Here is a 22,771-nt window from a genome sequence, read left to right on the forward strand (position 1 = left end):
TGCGAAGCGGCTTCAAATCAAAATTTCCTGCGGACAAGAGCGACCGGAAGTGGATACCTCACCCCCTCGTACTACCTGCAGTGCTCCCTGAGCACTTTCTCAACAAGCATAGCACCTTGCAGGTGTGTTGAACCGAGTTACTTAACAATCAGCACCGGAACCTTGGAGTGCTGAACCACATGATGGCTGACGCTGCCAAGAACAAACTCGCGCAGGCCGCCTAATCCTCTGCTTCCCATAATGATCAGGTCGCATCCGTTTTCCTCGGCGTATTCCAGAATGGCAAGAGCCGGCTGTCCCTGCTTCAGGGTCACCTTGATGTCAGGCAGCGGCGAGGTTAAGCGTTTGGCCTCATCAATCATAGCTTGGGCGGCAAGCAAGTAATTTTTATCCTCGTTGAACGGTGCGGCATACAGAGGCCCTCCGAACACCGGAACGGGAATATGGCAGACATGAATCACTTCAAGCCTGGCAGCATGCTCTTGAGCAAATTTCATTGCCTTTTCCAATGCTTTTACAGATAATGCCGAGCCGTCGAATGCGGCCAATATGTTTTGATACGGCATGATAACCATCCCTTTCCCTGAGATCTACTATAATTTTATGTTACCGTTCTTCCTCCCCGATCGGAATGACATTGATCACAGTATTGCTGCAACACGGGGGAATACAAATGTAAACAAAACCATACGGTGAAAATAGAAATAAGGTGCACCAAATGTGGCCATAGAAAAACCGGCGTCCGATACGAACGCCGGTCATTTCCCCTAAGTTAAATTGCATTAAGATAGAGAAAAATCCAACAGCTCGACTAACTCCCGATTCCTTTTCTGTGCTGTAGGCTCGCCCATGACTATGGCGATCACTCGGGTACCTCGTCTTTTCGCTGTTGCGGTAAGGCAGTATTTGGCTTTTGGTGTAGTTCCGGTCTTTAACCCGTCAACACCCCTATAATTTCCTAGCAAGGTGTTCGTATTTTTCAGCTTCGTCCGTCGTCGATGATTCCTTCGTATCCTTGCGTATTTCAATGCAGTTAACTTTAAAATCCTCTTATGTCTAAGAAGCTTTTTAGACATGATAAGCATGTCATACGCACAGGAAAAATGATTTTTACGATCCAATCCATGCGAATTTACGAAATGCGTATTGACCAAGCCGAGCATTTTCGCTTTGTTGTTCATAAGCTTAACGAAGTTGGCTTCGGTACCTGCAATATGTTCTGCCAACGCGACCGTCGCATCGTTACCCGAGACAAGAGCAATTCCCTTGAGCAAATCCCAGAGCTTCAAAACTTCCCCCGGTCTTAAGAACAGACTTGAGCCTTTTGTTAATGTTGCGTGTCTGGACACGGTAACACGATCGGTTGCTTTAATTTTACCGTGTTGTAACTTTTCCATAGCAAGGAGTAATGACATGATCTTTGTCATGCTGGCGGGGGACAGCTTCTTGAAGGGATGCTTTTTAAACAAAATTTTACCCGTATTGGCGTTAGCTACGATGGCTGATTTGGCATACCTGGCATACTTCTTTCGAATCATGCGTTTTCTCTGCTTTTGAAATAAATTTGCTTCAGATACGCTACTGTTTTGTTCATCCTCATCTGATTTGACCCCTTGACAAGAATAGTCGTGCCCGGTTGTATAACACGAGCCAATGCCTTGTGAAGCTGTACCCTGGAGACGAAGCTGTGCAAGTTTTGGGCGGGAAAGCCTGCTTGTTTGGCTCCAGCGATAATCTGTGAGGCATGTTTTCCAATTGCGTATAGATGAGTAATATTTTTTCGCGCTGCGTATCTTCCTATTTCTTTATGGCCTTTGACTGCATATGCGCCTAATTCCGACATGGAACCCAGTACAGCAATTTTTTTGTTTTTGCCGGTAGCGGACAATACATCAAGGGCGGCTTTTACCGCATCCGGATTTGCGCTGTAAGAATCGTCGATTATTCTTATGCCTCTTCTCAAGTCGTATACATACAACCGTCTTTTTTGCTTTTCATAGGTTTTGAGGCCGTTCTGGATCTGCCTCGGTGTAAATCCCAAACGATGTGAAATGCCAATTGCAAACAGCGCGTTATAAACATTATGCCTCCCTAAAATAGGGATATAGAAACGGCGTTCTGTCCCGTCAAGCTTCACCCGAAATGCCATTCCACGCTTGGCGTTATGGATTTGAGACGCCCGGTAATCGGCTTTGTTGCGGATTCCGATTCGCGCGATGCGGCCCTTGAATCCCTTCGTTCGCAGCAGCTTGGAATCATGGTCGTCGGCGTTTAGCCATAAGGTCCCTGTCGATTTCATGTAACGGATTAATTCCGACTTCGCCTTGGCTACACCTTGAATTCGGCCACCAAAATTGCCGATATGGGCCCTTCCAATATGGGTGATAACCCCTATATTGGGACGAATATAGTGGCAGTGGCGTCTGATGTTCCCGTAATACTGCATGCCATATTCCAAAACAACGGCCCGGTGAACAGAACGGAGCAATTTTGCATGCCTTTTGGTAGCCGACACGGCATTTCGATTTTGGGGGGATTTGAAGATTTTCCAACGTTTCTTCAATACCGCGGCAATCATTTCTTTTGTCGTCGTTTTACCGGAGCTGCCGGTGACCGCAATGATCGGTTTGTACAGAATTGATTTTTTCCTCATAACTTTCCCGTCCACCGCCAATCGTAAAATGTCTCCCTTGAAAGACTTATCCCTTGATGAACACTTTTTTACAATTATTTTAAAGGATAATCATTTTGTCCCAACAGGGGTACATGCCCTGTTAATGAGAGACATTACAGAGCGCGGATGAGACCGGGAAGCCAAAAAAAACCGGCACCTGGTCGTTACAGATGCCGGTCATTTTAGAGCTTGTGCCCCGTCAATCAAAATCGTAGCGTTCCTCCTTGAAGGGATCACCATACATATGATACCCGTTCCGCTCCCAAAAGCCCGGCTTGTCCTTCTCCATAAACTCAATGCTGCGCAGCCATTTGGCGCTTTTCCAGAAATACAGGTGCGGGACGACCGCACGCACGGGATAGCCGTGCTCCGGCGAAAGCAGTACGCTGTTATGCCGGATACCGAGAAACGTCGTGTCGCGCAGGAAATCCGCCAAAGGCAGGTTCGTGCTCCACCCGTGCTCGGCGTGCAGCATCACGTACTGCGCTTCCGGCTTCAGCTTAATCCGCTCCATCAGCGTGGCTACGGCCACGCCTTCCCAGACGTTGTCCAGCTTGGACCAGCTCGTTACGCAGTGGATGTCGTTGCGGAACTCCCGGCGCGGCAGCGCCAAAAACTGTTTATAGCTTAGCGTCAGCTCCTCGTCCACCAGCCCGAACAAGCGCAGACTCCATTTGCCCATATCGTTGTAGTAAGGAATTTCGCCATAATGCAGCACAGGAAAGCCTTCCGTCACCTTCTGGCCGGGGGGCACACGCTCCAGCGCAGGTCCTCCCACTTCCGGCTGCATCACTTTGTCATCCGTCGTCATAAATTACGCCTCCTTTTCACGCTGCGTCTTTTCCTTCTAGTATACCCGTAAAAGGGGCCGCACCTTGTGGTCGCTCAATCGGCTTCACCTTAGAGCGCACCTGCCGACTACTAACGGTGGATAGGCAGCGTGACCTGGATCGTCGTACCGATACCCACCTCGCTGGCGATGTGAATCCGGCCCTTGTGATGCTCGATAATTTTGTGGCTGACGAGCAGGCCGAGTCCCGTCCCCGCTTCTTTGGTCGAATAGAACGGCTCGCCGATCTGCCGCAGCTGCTCCTGCGAAATGCCGCAGCCCTGATCGGCGATGCGGACCAAGGCGATTCCCTGCTCAACGGCCTCCATACTTACGTCAATCGTCCCCCCTCGCGGCATCGATTCGAATGCATTTTTCAAAAAGTTGACGAACACCTGCTTGATCTGATTCGGATCGCAGCGGATCGGCAGCGGATCGCCGGCTGGGAAGAAGCGGATCTCAATGTTAAGAAGCATCGCCTGCGCGCTGGTCAGCATCACGACCTCTTGAACGAGCACCGCGAGGTCGGCGATTTTCATTTGTACGGCTTGCGGCTTGGCCAGCATCAGCAGCTCGCTGATAATGACCTCGATCCGCTCCAGCTCCTCCTTCATAATCGGCAAATATTGCGAATAGCTATGCTCCGACCGACCCATCAGCTGAACGAAGCCCTTGAGCGCCGTTAGCGGATTGCGGATTTCGTGAGCGACCCCCGCAGCAAGCTGTCCGGCAATCGTCAGCTTCTCGGACTTGAGCAGCAGCTCGTCCTTCCGCTTCTGCTCCGTAATATCTTTGGCGATAACGTAGCAGCCGACCTGCTTGCGGTTAACGTAGATCGGAGCCGGCGTCGCAAGCAGATAGGCCGGTTGCCCCGACTTGCGGACGATCTGCATTTCCATGCCGGACAAGGCGCCTTCGTGCATGATTTTATGAAGCTGCGGCTGCGCTTCCTCTTCTTCGGAGGCCAGCAAATCAGCAAAAGGCATGCCGATCAGCTCCAGCGCGGAATAGCCGGTAATGGTTTCGGCCGCGGGGTTGGCCGAAGTGATGATCCCGCTCTTGTTAAGCGAGACGATCGCGTCCAAATTATATTTTTTGAGCGACGTATACCGGTCTACGCTTTCTTCAAGCATTTGCAGCATCAACTTCTGGCCCGTAATATCTTGGATCGTCCCGCTGATGCGAAGCGGTCTTCCTTTCGAGGTCAATGTCGTAACGCTTTGAATCCGAATGAATTTGACCGTCCCGTCGCCCAGAACGATCCTGCATTCCACTTGAATTTCGCGTCCGGCTAGCGCTCCCCGCATCGACTGCCGCGTCGCCTCCCGGTCATTCGGGTGAATGCGGGCCATCAACTCCTCGCACGCCACGTCTGCATGCAGATCGGTTCGAAGAATACGGCGCAGCTCGCCCGACCACAGCATTTTGCCGGTTAACGCGTCCCATTCAAAGCTGCCCAAGCGGGCGATGCGCTGCGATTGCTCCAGATTCTGCTCGCTATGACGAAGCGCAGCCTGCGCCCGCTCCCGTTCCGTGACGTCCCGGCCGATATAGATTTCTTTCACTTGGGGTCCTTCCGGGTCGACGACCCGCTTCACGGAAACTTCGAACCAGACGTAATACCCCTGCTTGTGGCGAATCCGGCAGATGAACGAATCGGAGTCCCGGAAGGTTTGTCCTTCCAACGACTCAAGATCGTCCGGATGGATGAATTCGGAGGCGTGCTTTCCGATCAGTTCCTCCGGTTCAAAGCCAAGCTGATGTTTGAGCGAGGCCGGGGAAACGAACTGCAGCACGCCGTCAATCCCGTAAGAGATGACGTCCCGGCTATGCTCCGAAACCATCTCGTACAGCTCCGCCGCCTGGAGCATCTTAGGTTCCTCGGCTTCCAGCCATTCCGATGCGTAGGCGCAGAAGCCGGCGTGCGATCCATCCTGATCGCGGATGAGGATGACGTCAAGCTTTACCCGGACCGTGCCGCCGTCTTTGCGCAGATAGCGTTTGACCACCGCTATCCTGGATGCGGTGCCGGGCTCAAGCAGAGGGGCGGCTGCCTCCTGAACGCCGCGGTCATTCGGATAAGTAAACTGCTTCTCCTGCCGGTTCGCCAACTCGTCTTCGGCGTAGCCCAGCAGGCGGCCGAACGCCGGGTTGACCTTGATAAAATATCCTTCCGTCGAAATGAGCGCGATACCTCCGGGGGCATAGGTGAAGCAATACTTGATCAGGGAATCCTGCTCCATGAAAAGCAGACACCTCCTTTGACATGTCAACCTGATGCGGTCCCCGCTTCATTTCATTCCGGGAAAAGCTTTTCCACCAGGCGGTGAGCCGGCAACGTCCGATCGGCGCGGATCGTACAGCGGGAAGGGTCCGCGATGCATGCCAAGAAATGGTCCACCGCATCGGCAAACCCCCGGCGGTGCAAGATCGAATCCCAGCTTCCGAACGTTTGCTCTTGGGGGGAACCGCCCGCTTTCCTCCATACAGCGGTTTCCATGTTCCGCACTTCGGCGGACCGGCCGTTTCCGTGCAGCTCCAGCTGTTCCAGATCGGCTCCCGCTTGGCGTACCATGCTGAACTGCGCAACTGCCGAGTCCCCCGAGGAAACTGCGGATGCGTCATGGCCGAAAGTCAAGGTTCCTGTTCCGATCAAAAGCCGTCCTTCATGATCGGTGCGCTGCCGGTAAGACGCTACGTTAAAGGCATCCCCGCCAAGCCACAGCAATAAATCGAGCATATGAATCAAATCGTCGTACAGCGTATGCTTGGCGCCGTGGCTTTGCAGCTTCGTCCGGTGCTTCGCCGCCGTAACCAGATCGAAGCCCCCTCCTTCCTCCATCCATCGCTTGGCCTGCACATACAGCGGCGCAAAGCGGCGGTTGAACCCGACGGCAAGCAGCAGCCCGCGCTCGGCGGCATAAGCCGCCATCCGTTCCGAAGCTTCGATGTCGTAAGCCAAAGGCTTATCGACGTAGACGTGAATTCCCTCCTTTAAACATGTCGTCACGATCGTATCGTGCGTTTCCGTTGGACTGTGGACGAATACCGCCTCCGGCTTGGCATGACGCATCATTTCCGTGAGGGAAGCATATCGTCCTGCGATCCGATACTGCGCGCCGATTCGGTCTACTGTCGACATCGAACGGCTGGACAGCCCCACGATATCGACCTTCTCGCTGGCGGATAACAGCGGCAAATATACTTTTTGGGCGATATCTCCCAGCCCGATGATGCCGATTTTGCGTTTCATTCGGATGTCCCCCCGATTTAGGATTGGTTCATGTTACAATTCGGCCTGCGCCTTTCCAATCCCTTCGAAGCCCCGCAAGAGTCCTTTCTCTCCGCCGGTGCAGCAAGGAACCGGAGCGCTGACGCAATCCTTACAAAAAATTGACAATCTGCAAACAGACTGATCGCTTTCAAAGGTTGTGAAGGTTATGGTAGAATAGAAGTGTCGGCTGTTTTTTGAAAATGCCTGATCATCTGGGGGATTTACATTCATGTTCAAATCAAATAAGTGGTTGCTCGTATTATCCGTTATTGTATTTATCGGTCTGCTTGGGCTCTCGGTTTACTATGAATCCATCGTCTACTTGTATGCGGCCAGCGCGCTGCCGGTCGCGATCGTCATATTTTTGCCCGACCTGGGACGGCATCAATACATTCGCTTGAAGCCGAAAGCCGGAGTCCGGTTCCTGAAACAAACCATCGGCGGCGATCCGGTGCTGACCATCGCGTTCAAGCCTGGATTTATTCGTTGGAATCGAAGCCGCAAGCTGTATTTTCACTTAAACAGTATGGGGAATAGTGAATCTTCCGGAGCGCCGGAAGCCAAAGCTGCAGGTGGCTCCGACAGCACCGAGGCGGCGCTGGCCGTACTTCCCTTTGACCTGTCCCTCCATCCCCGCAAGCAGGGGTGGATCGGCATCGACCTCCCGCAATTGGCCGAGCGGACCCGGAGTCTGTCTTATACGACCGACGAAGTGTCACGGCTGCTCATTCGGATGGCCGATTTGGAGGAAGCGGCGATGAAGGTGATGGTCACGCCCGGCGCGGTATCGGCGAACGAGGGCAAACAGCTTCAGGCTTAATTGCCGGACTGGCCCGCATCCCTGCATTTTCGGATCGCAAAAAAGCGGATTTCCAAGCGTACGCAACAGCGCCGCTGCGGAATCCGCTTTTTTGCGTTTCGCCAGGCTCTACCCGTTCAATACGGAATGGCACAGATAGCCGCTTAACGTGCGCACCATCGCCCCCGTGCCGCCCAGCGGCTCCGTCCCTCGTTCGCTCCACAGCCATGCCGTGCCGCCCGTATCCAAATGCACCCACGGTGTCTCCCCAGCGAAAAAGCCGATGAATAGCCCGCCCGTAATGCTGCCGGCCCAACGGTCGCGCGAGGTGGAGTTCCGGATATCGGCCACTTGGCTCTTCAGTATGTCGTGATATTCCGGATAGTTCGGCAAAGGCCACACCTTTTCCCCCGCCCGCTTGGCGGCGGACAGCAGCTCCTGCAGCATCGGCTCGTCGTTCGCCACGGCCCCGGTCGCCACGTCGCCGAAGCAAACCAGCACTGCCCCGGTCAGCGTCGCGACATCGATCAGGCGCGTCGCCCCGAGTGCTTTCGCATACAGCACACCGTCCGCCAGCACGATCCGTCCTTCGGCGTCCGTGTTGAGCACTTCGATCGTCTGGCCGTTCATCGCCGTAATGACGTCGCCAGGCTTGAAAGCCGAGCCGGAAGGCATATTCTCAGCCGCCGGAATGACGATCACCGCATGGACCGGTGGCTTGAGCCGGCCGAGCGCATGGATCAGACCAAGCAGCACGGCGGCTCCGCCCATGTCGCTGATCATCTCTTCCATTCCTTCCGGCTTCTTGAGCGAGATGCCGCCGGTATCGAAGGTGATGCCTTTGCCGACAAGGCCGATCACGTCGGCGTTCTCCTCCTCCGTCCCCCGGTAGCGGACGGCAATCATGCGCGGCGGGTTCACGCTGCCCTTGCCGACAGCCTCCAAGCCGCCCAGGCCTTGCTCGCGAATGCCGTGCTCGTCGAGCACCGTGCATTCCAGCCCGTACCGGGCGGCCAAGGCCTGCGCTTCCCACGCAAGCGTCTCCGGCACCAAATAGTTGCCGGGCAAATTCGTGAGGTCGCGGGCATAGTTCGTCGCCAGCGCCAGCGCTTCCGCGGCGAGGATCGCACGCTCGAGTCCCGCGAGCGTGTCGAGGGCCTCCGCCCTGCCGTGCAGCAGGGCGACTTCCCGCAGCGCGGGCGGCTGCGCCCCGCCAGCGGCGGCATAGCTCGGCATGCGGTACGCGCCGAGCCAAAGCCCTTCCGCGAGCGCCTGCGCCAGCTCGCGAGAGGCCGCGCGCCCGGCGCGCGGCAGCGGCGCCGCAAGGCGCACGAGCCCATGCTCGTGCGCGGCGCGGGCCGCGTAGACGCCTGCGCTGCGCCAGGCGTCGGTGTCTTCGGCGCGGGCGGCGTCGCCCAGGCCGCAGAGCAGCAGGGCCTGATAGCGCGGCATCAGGCCGAGCGTGGGCAGCGCCTCGGTGTCCCCGAGGCGGCCCTTGAACCGCCCGCGCGCGGCGAGCGAGCGGACCGCATGGACGAGCGGCTCCGGCACCTCCGTGCCGGCCGCCGCCGTCCATGCGTCCGCCGCCAGCGCCTCCGGCGTGACAAACACCGCGAGCGCGACGGCCCCCGCCGTGTCTCCCTCCGCTCCCGCCAGCGCTTCTGCCCCGTCGAAGCTCTCCTCATTCACCAATACGATGCGCAGCTTCAGCTCCTGCGTAATATAACGATCCAACGTCTCCACTCACGTCACTCCTTATCGGTTTGAGCGGGCGCTGATCCCCGCAAAGTTCTTCCTTGACCTAAGCCGAAAAATTCAGCCGAAATACCCGGCAGCCTCCATCACGACCTGCCGCATCGGCAGATGGTACGGACACTGCTGCTGGCAAAGCGGCTGCTCCTTACAGGGCTCGTAGTCGGCACAGGACAATATTTTGTCCTTTTGCTTCTGGTAAAACCCGTCGCCCTTCGGCAGCAAGCCGAACGTCCGGCGCACCTGGCTTGAAATCATAATGTCGGGAATCGTCACATCGATCGGACAAGAGCAGTAATTGCACCGTCGGCAATTATGCGCTCCGAGCTCCACCGCCAGCGCCTCCAGCTCGCGCCGTTCGTCGTCTCCGACTTCTTCCCGCATCGCGGCGATATTTTCCTTCACCTCGTCCACGCTGATCATGCCCGAGATCGTCACATGCACATCCTGGCTGTAGGGATAGCGAATCGCTTGGGACACCGGCTGGATAAATCCGCCCGAGAGCGGTTTCATCGCCGTCTTTCCCATCTGCTGCCGGGTCGCCTCGGGAATCAGCTCGTCCAGAGCGAACGGCTGCGCCAAATTCAAGTGAAACAGCACCTGATCGAACTGTCCTTTGCCGATCCATTTGGCAAGCAGCTCCGGCCGGTGCCCAGTCAGGCCGATAAACCGGACATGCCCTTTGCGCTTCATCTCAAGCGCCGCCTGGTATGCGCCGTTCTCTTCCATTGCCGCTTTAAACTCTTGAACTGTGTTGACATAATGAATTTGCAGCAGATCGATGACGTCCGTTTTCATCCGGTCCAGGCTGCGCTCCATTTCTTCCATGGCCGACTTGTAATCCCGTTTCCCCGTCTTCGTCGCCAAAAAATATTCCGAACGGCGGTGCGAAATGCATTCGCCGATAATTTCTTCGCTGTTGCGGTAGGCTGCGGCCGTATCGATGTAGTTAATCCCTTCGTCAAGCGCGTAATTTAGCGCCTCCCGGGCTTGTTCAAGCGGTACGCCGGGCAGGTTCATCGCCCCGAAGCCGAGCGAAGACACGCGGTATCCCGTGCTTCCGAACGTCGTGTAACGCATGTCCAAGTCTCTCCCTCATGGAAAAATTACATGGTCTCCCTTGATCAATTATAGAGCAACCGGCGCCAAAATAACAGTCTGCGGAACACGCCTCGCCTCGCGAACCCCCGGGGCTTGACGGCCCTCTTCCTGTCCTGCAACGGCAAAAAAGCGGGCCGCCTCGAAAGGCAAGACCCGCTTTTTGTATCCCATGACTCGCAATGCGCACTTATGGCTTCGGCACGTCGTTTTTGTCGGTCGGCAAGCTTTTGAAGTTTTTGAACACCTTCACCGTTTTGCCTACCAGCGCGCTGCCTTCCGGCATCATATCCGCTGTAATGACCATGTCCTCCGGCTGGCCCATTTCTTCCAGATCCGTGAAGCCGTCCCCGTCCGTATCTTTGCCGGTGAGCGGGTCGGTGCTCGTCCGGATGATCATGCCGTTCTCCAGCATCATCCCGGCCGTCTTCTCATAGAAGTCGTCCAAGCCGTCCTGATCTTTATCTTCGTGATAGCTGTTCTCCAGCGCCGACTTGAAGTACGCCTCAAGATCGTCAGCCGTCTGCACTTGGAAGTACATCCCGCCGGTATACTCGGCAATTTGCTTCAGCAGGCTGAGGTCCGCCTCTTGGCTCAATCCCATCGTGATGATCGTGATGCCTTTTTCGAACGCCTCTTTCAGCATGTTCAGATCGTCTTGGGTCGTCGCAAAGTTGTTTTGTCCGTCGGTCAGCAGCATGGCGATTTTCCGCTGCCCGTTGTCTCCGTACGTATCGAACAGCTTCACCGCTTCGCGAACCCCTGCGAAAATATTCGTTCCGCCGTTGCTGTCGATGTAGTACACCGCATCGGCTACGGTCTGGCTGTGGGCCGAGAATGTCGCGTACGTCCGCACTTCGGAGTCGAAATCGATAATGGCCGCCCGGTCGCTCAAGGAATAGACCTGATTCGTTACGGTCGGGTATTCAAAGTGGTATCCTTTCCCTTCCTCGTATACCGACTTGGCCACCGTCACCGTTTCCGTCTTAAGCGGACTCTCCGGATCGTGCTTCAAGCCGTAAACCAAGCTCGTAACCGCCGTTTTGCGCAAATTTTTCGGGTCCGTGTTATTCATGCTGCCGGAGCTGTCGATGACGAAAGCAAAATCGATATACGGCTTGTAGGTACCGTCGACGACAGTCGAGAGATGCGCCCGGAACGTCTGCTCCCAGGATTCTTTATCGATCAGCACGTATTTGCTGTTGTGCGTCGTCGTAAAGCTCAGCGTTCCTTGATCCGCAGTGTACGCGGTAGGCAAAAATTCGAAACGCTTCGTCGTTTCGTTGTAATACGCCGCCGTCAAATTTTGTTTGTTGGACACTTTGGCGACATCGAACGTCAGCGTGCCGGACTCGAACGTCTTTCCGTTGGTAGAGAACTCGACCACGGGCCCCGTCAAGCCGGGGACGGATACATGGCTGAACACCGAGTTTGGCTTCTCCAGCTCGACCGAAATGTCGCCAATGCCGCCGGTAAAGCCGCTCAGATTCAGACCGGTCAGGGCGATCTTGTTATTCAGCTCGTCGGTTCCTTCAACCGGCTGTCCTTTGCCGATCGTATTTTTAATCTCCTCCGGGCCAAGCGTGATCTTCTGCTTATCGTCCGTACTCGAGTCGGACCCCGAGCTCGAATCGGAGCCGGAGCTTCCGCCGCTGGTCGTGCCAGATGTACCCGGGGCAGGTGTCGGCGACGGCGTTGGGGCCGGCGTCTCTTTCTTCGGATCTTTGGCGCCGGTTTCCGTTGTTTTCAAATACCGGGTCAGCATCGCCATCCCTTCGGCGCGGGTTGCCGCTTTTTCCGGATAAAAATAGCGCTTGCCGTTCGCCGTATCGCCTTCGACGATTTTATTCGAAGCGGCGACGTTCACGTAATGGTTCGCCCAGTGGCCTGCCGTATCTTCGAATGCGACCGTATTGCCTTCCTGCATCCTTAGATTGTAGCTGCGGACCATCAAGGCAGCAATTTCCGCTCGGCTTACTTTGTTATCGGGCTTAAACGTCCCGTCCTCATACCCGTCGGACCATCCGTTCGCTTTGGCCGCCTCGATGTACTTCAGCGCCCAATGGGAGGAAGTGACGTCCTTAAACGAGCTCTGAGCCGGTTCGGCCAGCTTCACCTGGCGGGCGGAAACAAGCAGCTTGATGTACTCCGCTCTTGTAATGCTTTGGTCCGGCAGGATGGCAGGTTGTCCGTTTTGTAAAACTCCGTCGACAATCCCTTTCTGCACGAGATACTCGACTTCGCTCTTCGACCAGTGTTCTTTCAGATCGTCAAAAGCCGGAACTTGATTGTCCGCCGCTGCGATACTGGAAAGTGAGGAGCCGAATACAAGACTTGCGATGGATACTGCTGTGATTGCTTTCCTTAGCATCTGTACACCTTCCTTGGCTACTGTGATTAAACTCTTGTGCGCGCCCCCCTTATTGCTAAGCGCCACTCTTAAATTTTATCGGTGGGCCATTTGGTTTTTTTTATGTGAAATAAACCCCAAAAAAACCGTTTCCCGAACGGCATGAACGCTTCGGTAACGGTTTTTTTGGATAGATATGTACTGGCATCTAATGATTCTAATCCTTCTTCCGGTCATCCCCCTGATGATCCTCTTTCTTTCGGGAATCGTCCGACTTGTTATCGTCTTTCTTCTTCGAATCTCCGGCTGGCTTTTTATTGTTGCCGTCGTCCGTTTTCTTGCTGTCGGATTCCTTCTTTTTATCCTGTTCCTTCTGTTGGTCTTGTTCTTTCTTTTTAGATTCGTCAACGCGCCGGTCTGCATCATCGCGCCGGCGCTCATCGTTTGATTTGGTGGACTCTTCCTTCTTGCGGTCGTCTTCCCGGTCTTTCGAATTCGAACCGGAACGGTCATTCTTTTGACGATCGTCTTCCTTCTTGTCGTCGTTTTTATCACCGGGACGCGACGTGCCGGGATTCGTCGTTCCCGGCTTCGTGCCCGCAGGAGGCGTACTGCCTTGCCTTGTATTGATCGGCGTCGTCTTTCCTTGGTCTGCGGACTTGTCGTCTTTATCGCTGCCCCGCTTATTGCCGTTCTTGTCGTCGTTTTTATCGTCGTCCTTGTTTTTATCTTTTCCATTGTTCCCGGTCGTGCTCCCGGGCTTTTTCGAATCGTTCTTCGGATCGTTCTTCGAATCGTTTCTCGAGTCGTTCTTGGAGTTGTTATTCTTGGGGTCGTTTTTCGAGTCGCTTTTCGAATCGTTTTTTCCGTTTTGGACGGCTTTTCCGTTTTTGCCGTTGTCTTGCTTGCGGTCTTTAAGCTGCGCCTCCAGCTTCTTGTCCAGCTCTCCGTTCTTCTCTTCCTCCACCATCTTCTTGATGTCCGCTTTGGTCGGAAGCTTATCCGGTTGAATGAGCTTGGCCACTTCCGGCTTCTGCTTGGAGATCTGCAGGACCGATTCTCTCTTCAATTCGTCGAGAGTAACGCTCTCTCCGTTGCTTTTGGCATTCAAATACACGGTGTACTTGCCCATGGATACACCGTTCTGGGAGGCGGCCTCCCGCACCTCCTGCGGCGCGGCGAACGCGGCGACCTGATAGGCGTCCACTTTGGTCGGGTGCGCCTCTTGGATGTGCTTGGTCACCTGCTTGCGCAGCTTCTCGGCAATGCCCGCATCGCTCACCTGGCTCTTAGGCTCGACGACGGTGCTGGCAATGACAATCTCCGCCTCTTGCTTGGCAAGCGGGCCCTGCTCGGCCTTGTCCAGCAGCTTCGAGGTGACGGCCTCCAGCGATTTCCCCTTGTAGTCGACCGCCTGCGCCAGTACCGCTCCGTCGTCGTTAAGCCCCCGCAGCTCAAGCACGTTTTCTTTGGCGTCAATGCCCATCTCGATACTCGGGTTAATGTCCATCGAGACGTAGGCTACCACCTCGGGACTGCCCAGCTTCCCATTGAAGCTGGCAAACAATACCAGACCAAAGACGACGGCTGCCGCAATCGCCGAACGGCCGGCGACGGAAGGACTTCTCCAATTGATGCCGCTATCGGCATAGACGATTTCTTCGCCGATTTCACAAGTCCGCTTCTTGCGGGGCACCCGCTCGAACTTGCCGTCCGGACGCATCACAACGATGCTTTTTTCCGTGATTTCCATCACGACCCCTTTATTCACGGACATCTTCCCCTTTTTCATGATCCTCTCTGATATGTAAATAATCTCTGAGATACGGATAAGGTCCTTGATATATCAGAGCAACAGCAATAATAAATTTGCGGTTTCGTTCCAGCGTCTTGCGCGAAACCTTCACTTGAGCCAGCAGCTCCTTAATCGGAAGCATCCGCTTGGATATCATGAGCCGCATCAGCTCGCCGTCCTTCGATAGCGTCTTGGCAATACCGAAGAGCGCCTGACGTGAATCGTCGTGCTTAGGGGAAGCATCGACCAAATCTCCGAAGCGGATACCGAATTCGGACAGACAGCGGTTCAGATCGATGATCTCGCTGCGCCGCTCCTCCATTCCTTTCTGCTTCTCGTACTGTTCAACAGCCTGATGGATTTCGATCGGATTGACGATGTTATCCTCCTCGTCCTCCACCTCGAACGTGCTGTACGGGATTTGCTGCGAGAAGCGCTGTTCCTTGCGGACATAATCGATGAGCCGCCGGCGGATGACCTGCTCGGAGAAGCCGAGAAACGACCTTCCGGCCTGCGGTGAAAACTGATTGATCGCTTCATTGAAGGCGCCGAGCGCGATGCTGAACTCATCGTCCCGGGCCGGGTCCACATATCTTTTGCAAAATCTGCTCGTTACCTTCGCAACATAAGGTTGATAATCGGTGATGAATTGATTGCGGAGGCGTAGATCACCTTCTTGAATCAAAATAACGATTTGTTCCGGCGTTTGCGCATCCGCGGAATCCGAGTGGTGTGCCTGGCGTTTTCCGAGAAATTTCTTAAATAAAACCAGCAGCAATCGTTCCACCTCTCTGCTTAAAAATTTCGCTGTTGCTTATACGATTACGGGGGTCATTTCAAAGGCTGGACGCCTATATTTCTTAAGGAATTTTTATACGAGTCAGGACGGGTTTTCCAACCGGGCCAGCCGCAAAAAACGTCCCTATCCAAGCCGCAGCCGCGGCAGGCTTGCCCGGGCGCCGGACCGCATCGCCATGCGGCCGCAGCGTCGCACTCACATGGGCATACGGCGCCGCTGCCGGCGCTGTCTTTGCCTGCAAAGAAGCTTGGCGAAGAAGGGACGTTTTTGCAAAAGGTTGGTTCTTTTAAGACAGGCCACGCATGGTCTTTTTATTCTTCAGCTTGTGACGGCGCTGGCTGAGCACGTTCAGCCTTTTTTTGAGCTGCTGCTCCCATTCGGCGTCGCCGATCTCTTTGGCCACCATCAACAGGTCAAGCGCCATGTCGATCTGGCTTCGAACGACCTCAAGCGGCTCTTCGTTCTCATGGTTCACGCAGTTCTCGAACATCTCCCGAACGTCCTGATGCTCGACGTACTCTTGGAAGTCCACTTCCGGCGCGCCGTCTCCATGCGCATATTCGGCAAGGATCTCGTACTCGTTTTCCACCAGATGATGCACTTCCACACGATGGCATACCGGGCAGAACAATAACGGCACGTTATGAATTTGCGTCCGGATATGTCTTAGTGTCCCTTTGGTCCCTAACATGCTGGCGCCGCAGCAAAAACTCATCGTCCTCGTCCCCCTGTTTCCACTATGAATCTATGACGGCTATGACTGCAACTGGATCGAAAAGCGTTTCGCACAGGAAAAACCGTTAGTCGAATCGGCTCAAGAGGTTTCCCGGGACGATCCCAACTATATTGACGTTATTTTCCTGTAAAAGGTTTCTCGATGCTTGCGCGTCCCAAGCCGCATGGTCTCCTTGCTTTATATTGACGTTAGCGAATTGTCGATCGTTCATGCGTAGCTGTAGGCTGCAAAAAGCTTATCCATTCTTATCAACGAAAAAAAAGACCCATGCCGCTATCCCTAAACTATTCGACCAAGAGCGCCAAAAATCCTCTTTTTTCGCCCCGCGGATGCTTAGTTAAATGTTTCCTTCTTGGAAACGGCAGGTCGTCCCATCGCTTCCTGCATGCATAAATTGGCTGCGCTTTGCAAATTCTGTTAAAGATAAAGTTCGATTCCAAGGAGGACTTTGCCGTGCGGTCTATTCCGACGTCCGGATTCGAGCTGCCGGATCGCTACGAGAAGGATCTGCTGCACCTGATGGTCAGGGATGCCCATACGCTGTTCGTTTATTGGGAAGTCGGCAACCGCAAGCGCTGGCTGTGCTCGCAGCATTTTGAGTGCGACTGGGGCATGCTGCCGAAGGTGCTGCGGGTATACGACGTCACCGGCGTGTACTTTAACGGGAACAACGCGCACCGCCATATCGATATCGAGACGACGCCGGAGGCCGACCGTTGGTACATTCATGGGGTTTCGGCCGATGCCGTGTGGACCGTCGATTTCGGCGTCTATACGATCCGGCGGCAGTTCGTTCCGCTGCTGCGGTCTGGCGCCGTGCGGACGCCGCGGGACAGTACGGCCCCGTGGGGCGCTCCGCTGCAGCCGACCGTACCGGAGGCACGGGAGCCCGGCAAGATTCCCGCGCGTATACGACCGTACGATTTCGAGAATTTCAGCGCTTACCACAGCTGGATGAAATGAGGTTCTTCATTTATGCTCAACCGAGGCCAGCCGAAGCCGGACCCGAAGGGCTACCTGGCTTTGGTTCTTCACGCCCATTTGCCCTATATCCGGCACTACGACCGCGACGACTATATGGAGGAGCGCTGGTTTTACGAGGCGATGACGGAAACGTACCTTCCCTTCGTCGACCTGTTCGACCGGTTGGCGGCGGAAGGCATCGATTTCAGACTCACCTTCTCGATGACCCCCACGCTGCTGGCGCTGTGTACGGACCCGCTGATGCAGGAGCGCTATGCGGTCCATCTGGCCAAGCTAATTCGGCTGGCAGATCAGGAAATCGTCCGGCTTCGGGGCGACGAGCGCTTCGAGCCGCTCGCCCGCATGTACGCCAAGCGGTTCCAAAAGCTGAGCCGGCTTTATGAGGCTTGCGGACGCGACATCGTGTCCCGCTTTAAGCATTACCAAGATCTCGGCATGCTCGAAATCGTCACCTGTGCCGCAACCCACGGCTTTTTGCCGCTGATGCGAACCGAAGAGGCGATCCGCGCCCAGATTGTTACGGCCGTCCGCGATTACGAACGGCATTTCGGCCGCCCGCCGCGCGGCATTTGGCTGCCTGAATGCGGCTTCACCCCCGGGGTGGACCGGGTGCTGAAATCGTGCGGCATCGCTTATTTCTTTGCCGACTCTACGGCGGTCGCCCATGCCACGCCGCGCCCGAACCGCGAGCTGTACGCCCCGCTCATGACGCCCTACGGCGTCACGGCGTTCCCGCGCGATCCCGAATCGTCGCAGCAGGTATGGAGCGCCGAGAACGGATATCCGGGCGACTACGACTATCGGGAATATTACCGGGATATCGGCTGGGACCTCGGCTGGCACGATTTGGCGGAGTGGGAGCATATTCGTCCGTACGTATTGCCTACGCATGAGCGGGTGAATACGGGCATCAAATATTACCGCATCACCGGCAAAGACGGCCACCGCGAGCCGTACAACCCGGAATGGGCGAGGACCAAAGCCGCCGAGCACGCGGGCAATTTCCTGTTCAACCGGCAAAAGCAGGCGGCGCATTGGCACCGGCATTTGGACCGCAAACCGATCATCGTCTCGCCCTACGACGCCGAGCTGTTCGGCCATTGGTGGTACGAAGGGCCGCTGTGGATCGAGATGCTGTGCCGCAAGCTGTTTTACGATCCGTTCGAGCTGCGGATGGTGACGCCTTCGGAGTATTTGCAGGAGTACCCCGTCGCCGATACGGGCAAAGTGAACGAGTCCAGCTGGGGCCGCGGGGCTTCGGCGGAGGTGTGGCTGCAGGGGAACAACGATTGGATTTACCGCCACCTGCACGAAGCGGAGCTGCGGATGATCCGGCTTGCCACGAAGCACGAGCATTTGGAGGAGGGCGAAGGACTGTCCGCTTCTCTCCTGAAACGCGCGCTGAATCAAGCGGCCCGCGAGCTGATGCTGGCGCAAAGCAGCGACTGGGCGTTCATTATGGATTCGCAGACGGTCATCGATTACGCCTGCCGCCGGACGAAGGACCATCTCGGCTGCTTCCGGCTGCTGTGCGGGCAAATCGAGGCCCAGGTGGTCAACGAATCGTTCGTCGCGGAGCTGGAAGCGAAAGACAACTGCTTTCCCGGGATCGACTACCGGGATTACGTTTCCATTCATCGGGCGTCGCCGGTTCCGCTGCTGCCGGATGCGGAGCATTTCCGGCAAATCCTGGAGGAAACAAAGCATGGCCCAAACGTGTTCATGCTCGCCTGGGAGTACCCTCCCAAAACGGTCGGCGGGCTATCCCGCGCCGTAGCCGATCTGTCCGAGACGCTTGCCGCACAGGGCGTGATCGTTCATGTGGTGACGAGCGCGCACGACGGCACGCCGTATTTCGAGAAGCGCGGCGGCGTGTACGTGCACCGCGTTCCGGTGCTGCATTCGGGCGATACGGACTTTTACGATTGGACCTTTGAGATGAATCTGGCCTTCACCGATCATCTTATCCGCTATAAAGAAAACGGCGGGCGCATCGATCTGCTGCATGCTCATGATTGGATGGTGTACCATACGTCGCGCGAGCTTAAGATGAGCTACGGCCTGCCGCTCGTCTGCACGATTCACGCCACCGAATGGGGGCGGAATCACGGACGGCTGAATACCGACCTGTCGAACCGGATTCACCGGCTCGAATGGCGGCTCACCTACGATTCGGAACGCGTATTCGTCTGCAGCCATGCGATGAAACGGGAAGTGCAGGACTTGTTCCAGCAAGCGGACGATAAAATGCTCGTCTTCCCGAACGGCGTAAAGCTGGAGGAGCCAGCCGAAGGCCCGGCCGATTCACAGGAAGACGCCAAGCGCTGGTTCGGCGTTCAAGGGCAGCGCGTGCTTGTCTTTGTCGGAAGGCTCGTCTTCGAGAAGGGCGTGCAGACGCTGCTCCACGCGATGCCAAGCATTTTGTCGGGCGCGCCGGACACGGTGCTGTTCATCGGCGGCTCCGGGCCGATGGAGGACGAGCTGAAGCGGCAGGCCGCCCACCTCGGCGACCGCGTGCGCTTCACCGGGTTTATTGACGACGGGACGAAGGCGGCGCTGTACCGCGCAGCCGATGTATGCGTCATCCCGAGCCTATACGAGCCGTTCGGCATCGTCGCCCTGGAGGCGATGAAGCACGGATGCCCCGTCGTCTTGTCCGATACCGGCGGACTGGCCGAGCTGGTGGAGCACGGCGTCGACGGATACAAAGCGCTGCCCGGCCATGTCGAGTCGCTCGCCTGGCATATCGGCGACCTGCTGCGGCAGCCGGAGCTCGGGCGAAGCATGGCGGAGCGGGCACGGCTCAAGCTGGAGCGGCACTATGCTCTGGAACGCATTGCAGGCGCCGTAGCGGAGCAGTATCAGGAGCGGATTCGCTCGCGCAAGCCTCCGGCATCCGGCGTCGGCTCGTGACAGAGGCCGGCTCTCCGGAGATTCGCAGCACGACAGAACGCCGCAAGGAGGGATGTGTATGAAAGCCGTCATTATGGCCGGAGGCAAAGGGACGAGGCTTCGCCCGTTGACCTGCCATCTCCCGAAGCCGATGGTTCCGCTTGCCGGCCGCCCCTGCATGGAGTACATCATCGAGCTGCTGGAGGCGCACGGGATTACGGACATTGCCGTCACGATCCAATATTTGCCGGACGTTATACGCGATTATTTCGGGGACGGAAGCCGGCACGGCGTCCGCCTGCATTATTTTGAAGAAACGGTGCCGCTCGGCACCGCTGGCAGCGTCAAGCACGCATCCCCGTTTCTGGACGAGCCGTTCGTCGTCATTAGCGGTGATGCGCTGACCGATTTTGATCTGACCCAGGCGATCCGGTTTCACCAAGAGAATCGTTCGCTCGCCACGCTTGTGCTCACCCGGGCCAAGCATCCGCTCGAATACGGCGTCGTGATGACCGACGACGGCGGGCGCATCGTCCGCTTTCTCGAAAAGCCGAGCTGGAGCGAGGTGTTCAGCGATACGGTCAATACGGGCATCTATATTCTCGAACCCGAGGTGCTCGACCGCTTCGAGCCGGGCATCGCGTACGATTTCAGCCAGCAGCTGTTCCCGGGCCTTCTCTCCGATGGAAAGCCTATGTACGGCTATGTCGCGGACGGCTACTGGTCGGATATCGGTACGCTGGAGCAGTATCGGCAGACACAGTTCGACATGCTCGACCGCAAGGCCAACGTGCGCATCCGCGGCACCGAGCTGCGGCCCGGCATTTACGTCGGCGAGAACGTCACCGCCGCTCAGAACGTCAAATGGATCGGACCGGCATTCATCGGCGACGGCTGCCGGATCGGGGAGGGCGTGGAGATCGGCGAATACAGCATCCTCGGACAGGGCAACGTGTTGTCCGCTGGCAGCGTGCTGGGCCGGACGATCCTATGGGATCATAACCATATCGCCGAACGAAACGAGCTGCTCGGTTCGACGCTGGGAAGCCGGATCTTCTGCAAGGAAAGCGCGCGCTTCGCCGACGGAAGCGTCGTCGGGAGCCACTGCGTCATCGGCCCGAAAGCCGTTGTCGAGCCGCACGTAAAAATATGGCCGAAGAAGCAAATCCGCGAAAATACGCGGCTGACCTCCTCGTTCATTTGGGGCGAACATCTGGGCAAGCCGCTGTACAGCGCTTACGGCGTTGCCGGTACGCCCAACCTCGATCTGACGCCGGAGTTCGCCGCCCGCTTCGCCACCGCCTACGGCTCCGCTCTCGCTGCCGGCAAGCGGCTCGCCGTCAGCTCCGCGCCCCACGAATTCGCGCGGCTGATCAAACGCACCGTGGCCGCCAGTCTGCAATCGGTCGGCGTCGACGTGATCGATCTCGGCGACGTGCTGCCGCCGGTGGCCCGCTTCGCCGTCCGCCAGCTGCAAAGCGCCGGGGGCATTCACGTGCAGCTCGGCGCCGACGGGCTCGGCTGCCTCGAATGCTACGACGGGCAGGGCCTGCCGATCGACAAAGCGGCGGAGCGCAAGGTCGAGAACGGCTTCCGGCAGGAGGATTACGGCCGGGCCCCGGCGGAGTCGCCCGGAAGCTATCGGACGGACGAGACGATGACGCCGTCGTATCTCGGGGCTCTGCTCGCCTTCACGGCGATGGAAGGCGAAAGCGCCCCGCCGCTGCGCGCCGTCGTCTGCACGCACCCGGCCGTCTTCGCGCTGCTGCGGCCGTTGCTCGATGCGCTTGGCTGCGAGGCCGTGCATTTGCCCGCCGATGCGCAGCGCGGACGGCTGGCGGATCATGTCCGCGCGCTGTCGGCCGACCTGGGCCTGTGGCTCGACGACGACGCCCGCGGCATGTCGCTCGTCACGTCCGGGGGCGAAACGGTGACAGGCGACCGTCTGATGCTGCTGCAGTACGTGTCGTTTTTCCACAGCTTCAAATCCGCCGTCATCGGCGCCCCCGTGAGCGCGCCGCACCTGCTCGAAAGCTTGGCGGAAGGGCTTGGTGCCCGGATCGTGCGGACGAAGCAGCAGATTCGCAGCATCATGGAGATTTCCGCAAACCTTGCGCTGCATCCGCTGTTTGACGGCCTGTTCGCCACCGGGCTTATCGTGCGCAATATGCACCGCAGCGGCTTGCCGCTTGACGAGCTGCTGCGGCTCCTGCCGAGCGTGTACGTCCGGCGCGAGCGGATCGACTGCCCCTGGGACCGCAAAGGCGAGATTATGCGCCGGATGCTGCAGGAAACCAAGGGACGGCCGGTCGAACTCATTGACGGCATCAAGGTGCACCATGACGGCGGCTGGGTACTGCTGCTTCCCGATTCCGACGATCCGGCCTTCAGCGTCGTCGCCCAAGGGCTTCACGACGAGCATGCGCTGTCGCTCGTTCATGAATACCGCGAGCAAATTCTAAACCTGATGCAGTGAGCATAACCATAAAGTAATGCCCAAATTGATGAGTCCGGCTTCGCCGGACTTCCCAAAGGAAAGGATGATCGTATGAAGCTCATTTCGATCGGCTCGAAGCAGATTGCTTTTGTCCGGTATGACGACCAAGCTTCGCAGATGCACATTCAATACCATACGGGTCACACCCATACGTGCTGCGACGTCCTGCCCGAGCATTACCAGCGGCTGCTCCAGTCTCCCAATCCATACGATTTGCTCATGCAAATGACATCCGACAAAGCCTGGTGCCCTCCGCAAGCCTGAGGCAGCCAGGCTTTACCTCTTCCTCCCC

The 22,771-nt window shown here is 56.8% G+C and carries 17 protein-coding genes; 5 read left to right on the top strand and 12 right to left on the bottom strand.

The window, feature by feature from the left end; genetic code table 11:
* Positions 1–137: 137 nt before the first annotated feature.
* From ET33_RS35975 to ET33_RS36000, 6 genes are all read right to left on the bottom strand, one after another.
* The gene (locus ET33_RS35975; RefSeq protein WP_036694210.1) at positions 138–566 is read right to left on the bottom strand and encodes a universal stress protein; all 429 of its coding nucleotides are present in this window, start codon (positions 564–566) and stop codon (positions 138–140) included.
* 216 nt (positions 567–782) lie between these two features.
* The gene (locus ET33_RS35980; RefSeq protein WP_051776134.1) at positions 783–1,538 is read right to left on the bottom strand and encodes a D-alanyl-D-alanine carboxypeptidase family protein; all 756 of its coding nucleotides are present in this window, start codon (positions 1,536–1,538) and stop codon (positions 783–785) included.
* Positions 1,535–2,668, bottom strand: coding sequence for a UDP-N-acetylmuramoyl-tripeptide--D-alanyl-D-alanine ligase (locus ET33_RS35985; RefSeq protein WP_235206908.1), 1,134 nt, complete (start codon positions 2,666–2,668; stop codon positions 1,535–1,537). Before ET33_RS35985 ends, ET33_RS35980 begins: the two co-directional genes overlap by 4 nt.
* 205 nt (positions 2,669–2,873) lie before the next feature.
* Complete coding sequence (locus ET33_RS35990) at positions 2,874–3,485, bottom strand: sulfite oxidase-like oxidoreductase (RefSeq protein WP_179223698.1); 612 nt, start codon at positions 3,483–3,485, stop codon at positions 2,874–2,876.
* A 110-nt stretch (positions 3,486–3,595) separates the two neighbouring features.
* Entirely contained in the window at positions 3,596–5,746 is a 2,151-nt protein-coding gene (locus tag ET33_RS35995) for a PAS domain-containing sensor histidine kinase (protein WP_036694212.1), read from the bottom strand.
* Positions 5,747–5,799: 53 nt separating this feature from the next.
* Positions 5,800–6,756, bottom strand: coding sequence for a Gfo/Idh/MocA family protein (locus ET33_RS36000; RefSeq protein ID WP_036694215.1), 957 nt, complete (start codon positions 6,754–6,756; stop codon positions 5,800–5,802).
* Positions 6,757–7,006: 250 nt separating this feature from the next.
* Here ET33_RS36000 and ET33_RS36005 point away from each other — a divergent pair, with 250 nt between their 5' ends.
* The gene (locus tag ET33_RS36005) at positions 7,007–7,597 is read left to right on the top strand and encodes a hypothetical protein (RefSeq protein ID WP_036694218.1); all 591 of its coding nucleotides are present in this window, start codon (positions 7,007–7,009) and stop codon (positions 7,595–7,597) included.
* Positions 7,598–7,705: 108 nt separating this feature from the next.
* Here ET33_RS36005 and ET33_RS36010 read toward each other — a convergent pair whose 3' ends face one another.
* The 6 genes from ET33_RS36010 to ET33_RS36035 form a co-directional block, all read right to left on the bottom strand.
* Positions 7,706–9,319, bottom strand: coding sequence for a leucyl aminopeptidase (locus ET33_RS36010; RefSeq protein ID WP_036694221.1), 1,614 nt, complete (start codon positions 9,317–9,319; stop codon positions 7,706–7,708).
* Positions 9,320–9,391: 72 nt separating this feature from the next.
* A complete protein-coding gene (locus tag ET33_RS36015; protein WP_036694224.1) occupies positions 9,392–10,408 on the bottom strand; it encodes an aldo/keto reductase in 1,017 nt (338 codons plus the stop codon).
* A 208-nt stretch (positions 10,409–10,616) separates the two neighbouring features.
* Entirely contained in the window at positions 10,617–12,797 is a 2,181-nt protein-coding gene (locus tag ET33_RS36020; RefSeq protein ID WP_036694227.1) for an S-layer homology domain-containing protein, read from the bottom strand.
* Positions 12,798–12,993: 196 nt separating this feature from the next.
* Positions 12,994–14,547 carry an anti-sigma factor domain-containing protein gene (locus ET33_RS36025; RefSeq protein WP_051776136.1) on the bottom strand — a complete coding sequence of 518 codons (1,554 nt, stop codon included), beginning with the start codon at positions 14,545–14,547 and terminating at the stop codon, positions 12,994–12,996.
* Entirely contained in the window at positions 14,540–15,349 is an 810-nt protein-coding gene (gene sigI / locus ET33_RS36030; protein ID WP_036694229.1) for an RNA polymerase sigma factor SigI, read from the bottom strand. Before sigI ends, ET33_RS36025 begins: the two co-directional genes overlap by 8 nt.
* Before the next feature lie 307 nt (positions 15,350–15,656).
* Positions 15,657–16,085: a hypothetical protein gene (locus ET33_RS36035; RefSeq protein ID WP_036694233.1), complete on the bottom strand. Its 429-nt coding sequence runs from the start codon at positions 16,083–16,085 to the stop codon at positions 15,657–15,659.
* Between the two features lie 474 nt (positions 16,086–16,559).
* Here ET33_RS36035 and ET33_RS36040 point away from each other — a divergent pair, with 474 nt between their 5' ends.
* The 4 genes from ET33_RS36040 (at position 16,560) to ET33_RS36055 (ending at position 22,743) form a co-directional block, all read left to right on the top strand.
* A complete protein-coding gene (locus tag ET33_RS36040; protein WP_036694236.1) occupies positions 16,560–17,069 on the top strand; it encodes a DUF4912 domain-containing protein in 510 nt (169 codons plus the stop codon).
* A gap of 12 nt (positions 17,070–17,081) precedes the next feature.
* Entirely contained in the window at positions 17,082–20,003 is a 2,922-nt protein-coding gene (locus tag ET33_RS36045; protein ID WP_036694239.1) for a 1,4-alpha-glucan branching protein domain-containing protein, read from the top strand.
* 58 nt (positions 20,004–20,061) lie between these two features.
* Complete coding sequence (locus tag ET33_RS36050; protein WP_036694241.1) at positions 20,062–22,458, top strand: sugar phosphate nucleotidyltransferase; 2,397 nt, start codon at positions 20,062–20,064, stop codon at positions 22,456–22,458.
* A 72-nt stretch (positions 22,459–22,530) separates the two neighbouring features.
* A complete protein-coding gene (locus ET33_RS36055; RefSeq protein WP_036694243.1) occupies positions 22,531–22,743 on the top strand; it encodes a KTSC domain-containing protein in 213 nt (70 codons plus the stop codon).
* Positions 22,744–22,771: the final 28 nt, after the last annotated feature.

The sequence above is a fragment of the Paenibacillus tyrphae genome (assembly GCF_000722545.1).
GTDB lineage: Bacteria > Bacillota > Bacilli > Paenibacillales > NBRC-103111 > Paenibacillus_G > Paenibacillus_G tyrfis.

Excerpts from the sequence above, each read along its gene's own strand:
- ET33_RS36050 (WP_036694241.1), top strand. The coding sequence starts at position 20,062 with ATGAAAGCCGTCATTATGGCCGGAGGCAAAGGGACGAGGCTTCGCCCG.
- ET33_RS36005 (WP_036694218.1), top strand. The coding sequence starts at position 7,007 with ATGTTCAAATCAAATAAGTGGTTGCTCGTATTATCCGTTATTGTATTT.
- ET33_RS36000 (WP_036694215.1), bottom strand. The coding sequence starts at position 6,756 with ATGAAACGCAAAATCGGCATCATCGGGCTGGGAGATATCGCCCAAAAA.
- ET33_RS35990 (WP_179223698.1), bottom strand. The coding sequence starts at position 3,485 with ATGACGACGGATGACAAAGTGATGCAGCCGGAAGTGGGAGGACCTGCG.
- ET33_RS36035 (WP_036694233.1), bottom strand. The coding sequence starts at position 16,085 with ATGAGTTTTTGCTGCGGCGCCAGCATGTTAGGGACCAAAGGGACACTA.
- ET33_RS35995 (WP_036694212.1), bottom strand. The coding sequence starts at position 5,746 with ATGGAGCAGGATTCCCTGATCAAGTATTGCTTCACCTATGCCCCCGGA.
- ET33_RS36055 (WP_036694243.1), top strand. The coding sequence starts at position 22,531 with ATGAAGCTCATTTCGATCGGCTCGAAGCAGATTGCTTTTGTCCGGTAT.
- ET33_RS35975 (WP_036694210.1), bottom strand. The coding sequence starts at position 566 with ATGCCGTATCAAAACATATTGGCCGCATTCGACGGCTCGGCATTATCT.
- ET33_RS36020 (WP_036694227.1), bottom strand. The coding sequence starts at position 12,797 with ATGCTAAGGAAAGCAATCACAGCAGTATCCATCGCAAGTCTTGTATTC.
- ET33_RS36015 (WP_036694224.1), bottom strand. The coding sequence starts at position 10,408 with ATGCGTTACACGACGTTCGGAAGCACGGGATACCGCGTGTCTTCGCTC.
- ET33_RS35980 (WP_051776134.1), bottom strand. The coding sequence starts at position 1,538 with ATGATTCGAAAGAAGTATGCCAGGTATGCCAAATCAGCCATCGTAGCT.
- ET33_RS36045 (WP_036694239.1), top strand. The coding sequence starts at position 17,082 with ATGCTCAACCGAGGCCAGCCGAAGCCGGACCCGAAGGGCTACCTGGCT.